The 5,824-nt window shown below is 34.8% G+C and carries 2 protein-coding genes and 1 pseudogene; 2 read left to right on the top strand and 1 reads right to left on the bottom strand.

Features of this window, described 5'->3' with window-relative positions:
- Positions 1-164: 164 nt before the first annotated feature.
- Together pheT and IHO13_RS04160 are read left to right on the top strand one after the other, a co-directional pair.
- Positions 165-2,609: a phenylalanine--tRNA ligase subunit beta gene (gene pheT, locus IHO13_RS04155; protein WP_225538409.1), complete on the top strand. Its 2,445-nt coding sequence runs from the start codon at positions 165-167 to the stop codon at positions 2,607-2,609.
- 1,131 nt (positions 2,610-3,740) lie between these two features.
- Positions 3,741-3,893, top strand: a pseudogene (locus IHO13_RS04160) (type II toxin-antitoxin system RelE family toxin); the annotation flags it as partial.
- A 1,014-nt stretch (positions 3,894-4,907) separates the two neighbouring features.
- Here IHO13_RS04160 and dcd read toward each other — a convergent pair.
- The gene (dcd, locus tag IHO13_RS04165) at positions 4,908-5,465 is read right to left on the bottom strand and encodes a dCTP deaminase (protein ID WP_225538410.1); all 558 of its coding nucleotides are present in this window, start codon (positions 5,463-5,465) and stop codon (positions 4,908-4,910) included.
- Positions 5,466-5,824 lie beyond the last annotated feature (359 nt).

Raw genomic sequence — 5,824 nt, forward strand, 5'->3', positions numbered from 1 at the left:
GGATTTCAAAGGTGACATGAGGAAGATAAATTCGCTACGCAAGGATATATAAAATTACAATAATTTCTACATCATTGCTCGTGATGTAGAAGTATTCCACTACAACAAACTTTAAAAGCACTGCATTTTATATTACAATAGCTTTTTTGTTTCTCTTGAGATCGATGAAATTCACATTATCTTGGTTGCTAGAACACTTAGAAACCAATGTTAGTTTAGAAGAAATCACTGATAAGTTAACCCACATAGGGTTGGAAGTAGAAGATGTAATCGATAATGCCAAATCGGCTGGGTTTGTTATTGCAAAAGTATTAGAAGTCGTGCCCTATCCAAACGCTGATAAGTTAAAACTATGTAAAGTAGACGATGGAAGTAAAGTCCTGCAGATAGTTTGCGGGGCAAGCAACGTCAGAGGAGGCATGAAAACTGTACTTGCGTCTCTTGGTAGCACATTGCCAGAAAGTGATTTTACAATTAAGCCCACAAAAATACGAGGAGTGCTAAGTGAAGGAATGCTCTGCTCTGCTTCTGAACTCGCGCTGGTGCAAGAAGAAAGTGAAGGAATAATTGAGCTTTCTGATGATTATAAAGTAGGAGACAAATTTTTCAATTGCGATCCTGTAATTGATATAAACGTTACTCCAAATCGTGGAGACTGCCTAGGCGTTTACGGAATAGCACGCGATTTGGCAGCAACTGGAATTGGAACGTTAAAGGCTTTAACTTGCTTTGGTGTCATGCCAGCGCTTGACGCTGGAATCCAAGATAAATCCCAGTTTTTGGCTACCTTGATGAAAAGGAATTCTTCTATAAATGTCAAAGTCACTGACGGAGAAAGTTTTATTAGTGGAACATACATTGCCGGTGTAAAAAATAGGGAAAGCCCAAAATGGCTAAAAGATAGGCTGCAATCGATAGGAATGCGTTCCATTTCTGCAATAGTTGATATTACTAATTATATTATGATATCTTTTGGCCGCCCAATGCACGCATATGATGCAAAAAAGATAGAAGGAGAGCTTGTAGTACGCAAAGCAAATAGCGGAGAAAAATTTACTGATTTAAACGATAAAGAATACTTATTAAATAAAGACATAAATGTTATTTCTGATGATAAAAATATTCATGCAATTGCTGGAATTATAGGTGGCAAGTGTAGCAAATGCACGCTTGAAACTACAGATATCTTTTTAGAGTCTGCTTGGTTTGACCCTATCTCTACTACTAAATCTTCAAGGCAGCTCGGCGTCTCCACAGATTCAAGTTACAGATTTGCACGTTCAGTTGACCCTGGATTCACTCTTGATGGACTAAGCCTTGCAGCTTGGATGATTTTAGAGTTATGTGGTGGAGAAGCCTCAAGTGTGGTGTCTGCTGGCAATTTATATAAGGAGCACACCTCTGTCATCCAAGTAGCTGACACTGGGATCCAGAAAAAAATATGCTGGAATAGTACCAAGATAAGTCTTAACTATCAAGACATAAACAAGTTTGGAAGTGTATCTGCATCGCCTGACGAGACATTTGATATTTTAACAAAATTAGGATTTAGCATTGATAAAAAAACTGAGAATAATTGGAGTGTACAAGTACCAAGCTGGAGACCAGACGTTACCATACCTGCTGACCTAGTGGAAGAGGTAGTGAGAATATACGGCTATGATAAAATAAAGGAAGAGCCACTAACAGGAAATATTGAGACAGAAACCAATGCGCACGATGATTTGCGCATTTTAATGACAAGTAGAGGACTTCATGAAGTGTTCACTTGGTCTTTTATGAGTGAATCAATAGCTGAAAAGCTTGGGTACTCAGATAAGTTGTTTGTTATCGATAACCCATTTAATAACAACTTTAACATAATGAGGCCAAGTGTCATACCAAATTTATTGCAAATCACTGCAGACAATATTGCCCATGGAACGTCTGATCTTGCAATTTTTGAAATTGGACCAGTGTACGATAGTCTCAATCAGCCTAAGTATGTTTTAAGTGGAATTAGGTCAGGAAATAATTTGCCAAGAAATCATTATAATATCGACAGGAAAATAGATATTTTTGACGCAAAGGCTGATCTTATAACAGCTTTGGAATTCTTTAATGTTAATTGTGATAATTTAACGATAGAGAGAGCAGAAAAAGAATATTACCACCCAGGAAAGTCAGGTACCTTATCTTTTGGGAGTAAAATAGTTGGTCATTTTGGAAAACTACATCCAAGCATACTGGATTTTTTTGATATCAAGCAAAGAGTTGTAGGATTTGAGTTGATATTAGAAGGTATCAGAAATTTACCTGTAAGTAAAAAAAAGTTCACCGATTATAAATACCAAAGTGTAAAACGCGACTTTGCGTTTATTGTAAATAAAGATGTAGCAGCAGGTAATATAATCAATATGGTAAAAAAAAGTTCAGATCTCATCACTGAGGTTTTAGTGTTTGATGTATACCATAGAGATAATATGGAATCGAATAAGATGTCCATAGCATTATCAGTTACTTTCTGTTCTCCAACTCACACTTTAACCGAAGAGGAAATCCGAAAAGAATCAAGTGCTATAGTTAACTTAGTACGTGAAAATACCGGAGGGGTTTTGAGGCATAGCTAATTTTAACTTTGCAGCTATGAGTATCACTAACAAAAGTTACTATAGCATATATTTTAATATAGTTATCATACATATTAACAACTTTTTTTTATTGAAAAATTCAGAAAGATATTGTAAAATTATTATAGCAATAGACTTCGGTAAAACTCATGGCGGATTCAAAGGTTGTTATAACCCTTAATTCAAAAGCTTTACGCATACTCAGCTAGCTGCATTCAATAAAGAGTCCGTTGAAAAACTAGCAAAAAGGTTAGTTATAGATGGAATTGAGTGTGAAATTGAAAATATCGCGCTTTCTAGAATTGTCAAGGAAACTGATTCTCATGATCGGGGGTGATTAGAAGTGGGAATGTAGGCTAGGATACACTATTATCTGCAGAAGTAAAACCATAAATTATGAAGTATTATGTTGGCTACCCGAGAAGAATTCTTAAAAAAGATTTTCTTCCCTTATCGCCAGAAATAAGAAAAAAATAAGAAAACTTATAGAGGATAAAATTGCAGCTAATCCATTTAAGGTCGGTAAGCCATTAAGTAGAAAATTGAAAAAATATAGAAGCCTAAGGACTAGAGATTGCCTATTGTGTACCGCTAAACATTGCAGAACATAAGATAATTCCTGCTTCAGTGGGATACAGAAAGAACTTCTATGATAAGACACCATTGAATTTACTGTAGTGAACATTAAATGTATTTCTACGCACCCCTTTTCTTGATCCATTTTCTTTATTGAAAAATTAAAAGAAATGTTGTATACTAACTATAGTAATAGGCTTCAGTAAAACTTATGGCAGGTTCAGGAATTAACATAGCTCTTGATCGAAAAACTTCACACACCTTGCTAGACTAGCTGAAGTTACCAAGGATCCTGTTCAAAAATTAGCAAAGAGGCTAATTTTAGAAGGGGTAGAATGTGAGGTAGAGGGGATTGCATTAGCTGATATTGTTAAGGAATGTGAAGCTTCAGGCGCAGAAACAATTAAGTATAAAGACTTAGAACAGGAGTGAAGTATTTACAAAATTGAGCTTTCAAAGAGGTATGCTAAAAAGGATTTTCCAGCTCTGTCAGAAGAAACAAAATTTGCTGTTAAAAAGCTATAGAAGAGGAGCTTAAAGTTAAACCAACCCAAAGTCGGTAAACCATTACGTGGTAAATTACGAGGATATAGAAGACTAAGATTCGATAAATATCGTCTTATCTATCATGTGAATATTTCAAAACGCAAAGCACTTCTCGTTGCAGCAGGACATAGAGATAACTTTATAACCAGGCAGGATTGTTAGATTTACTACCAAAACTTTAAATATATTTTTATACAGCCCCTTTTCCTGATCCATTATCTACTTAGGCGGCTTTGTTCGAATCAAAGAATCGAGACTTTTTGGACCTTATACACCATTTAGATTAATACAGTTTGTTTTGGCATCCATTTGGCAAGAGAATAACCAATAAATTCAGTTACTTATGGTAACTAATTAGAGCTTTTCTTAAGAAGAGCGCACAGCGAGTCATATTATTATGGATCTGTGATAACTAAAAATGCAAAATTTGCTTAACTTTATATTGAACACTAGTATAGTTCAGTATTATTATAAAGGCTGGCAGTGGAAATGAAATTTGAAATGTTAGAAGAGAACGGTAAAAAGAGTCTTATCTAGTGTAAAATGGATTATTAATGCTAGTCAAAACTATAAGCCAACTAGTTCTAGAAAAAAACTAATCAATGTTTTTTTACTTTTTCCAATTGAGTGCTGCTAGTGCTCAAAAGGAAGACTCTAAGTTGTCTAAAGTAGTAAAAGATTTGGCTAGAATTCTAATATATATTGTTGCTACTGTGATTATAATTCTGTGCACTATATTAAATCTAGTAATCTCACTTATACCATATTTTCTGGCTATCAATAAAGACGTATTCGACTAAAAAAACACAAATATAGAAGATAACCAAGATCAAACAGTAAATAAAGTTAAGGTGGACAATGATAAAGAATACAGCAAGCTTATTGAAGGAGAAGTTAATAAGTTAGGGCAACAAGATAATACAGAGCAGAATTAACCAACTACCAATTTGCTGCAGGATTGTCATGTAATGTAGCTGGTAGACATAGGATTTAACTTCAGTGCGTGCGAAGGAGATGATATACAAGAAGCAGAATGAGCACTAATGCAAAGTAAATTAGTACAAACTATGCTATCATCTAGTAATGATAGAATGTTATCTATAGAGCAACACAATAGCGCAAGACAACATGAAACCTAATTAGGGTGGTGGTGGAAGCTATCACCCTTACAGCAATTCACTTCACCAGCGGTAAAGTAATGCCGCACTGCTTCATATACTTTCCTCTCATGTCATCATATGATTTTTCGCACTCGCTTTCACCACTTAAAAACACGAATTGGCACGCTCCCTCATTAGCGTAAATTTTTGCAGGAAGTGGAGTGGTGTTTGAGAATTCGAGTGTGACATGACCTTCCCATCCAGGTTCAAGGGAGGTAACGTTTACTATAATTCCACATCTTGCATAGGTTGATTTACCAACACAAATAACTAATACATTCCTTGGTATAAGAAAATATTCAACTGTACTTGCAAGTGCAAAGCTGTTTGGCGGAATTATGCATACATCTGTTTCCTTATCTATAAAACTATTCTTGGAAAAATTCTTAGGGTCCACCACAGCTGAATTAACGTTAGTAAAAATCTTGAATTTATTGCCAACTCTTGCATCATATCCATAAGATGATAGTCCAAAAGATATAACACCTTTACTGCTTTTGTGATCCACAAAAGGCTTTATCATTCTAAAGTTTTCAGCTTTTTCTTTTATCCATTTATCCGGCATAACGGCCATAATTGTTCTCTAAAGTTGTGTAATACTTACAATAATATAAAATAAAATTTAAATGTAAACTACAGATCTAGCAATTTGCATTATTCCAGCATCAGTTAAACAACTGCATGAATATTGTGATATAAGCCACAAAGTGATATCATCCAAGTAGTCCAATGATGTCATTCTAGCGAGTGACGCTGGTTAGCTATAAAATTCAAGGGGATATTTAAGAAATTTATCAAATAAAGAAAAAAGCAAAAGGAACCCTGGTCAGTATTTATTTTTAGTGTTGACATTTTTATGTCTTAAACGTTGCAATTTCGCTACTTTTAAACGCAACTAGTCTAAGCTATAATATTTAAGAAATTTGCCAAGCA

It is taken from the genome of Wolbachia endosymbiont of Mansonella perstans (assembly GCF_020278605.1).
Lineage (GTDB): Bacteria > Pseudomonadota > Alphaproteobacteria > Rickettsiales > Anaplasmataceae > Wolbachia.

What these genes read in the sequence shown, in the direction of transcription:
- pheT (WP_225538409.1), top strand. Translation starts at nt 165, where the DNA reads ATGAAATTCACATTATCTTGGTTGCTAGAACACTTAGAAACCAATGTT.
- dcd (WP_225538410.1), bottom strand. Translation starts at nt 5,465, where the DNA reads ATGGCCGTTATGCCGGATAAATGGATAAAAGAAAAAGCTGAAAACTTT.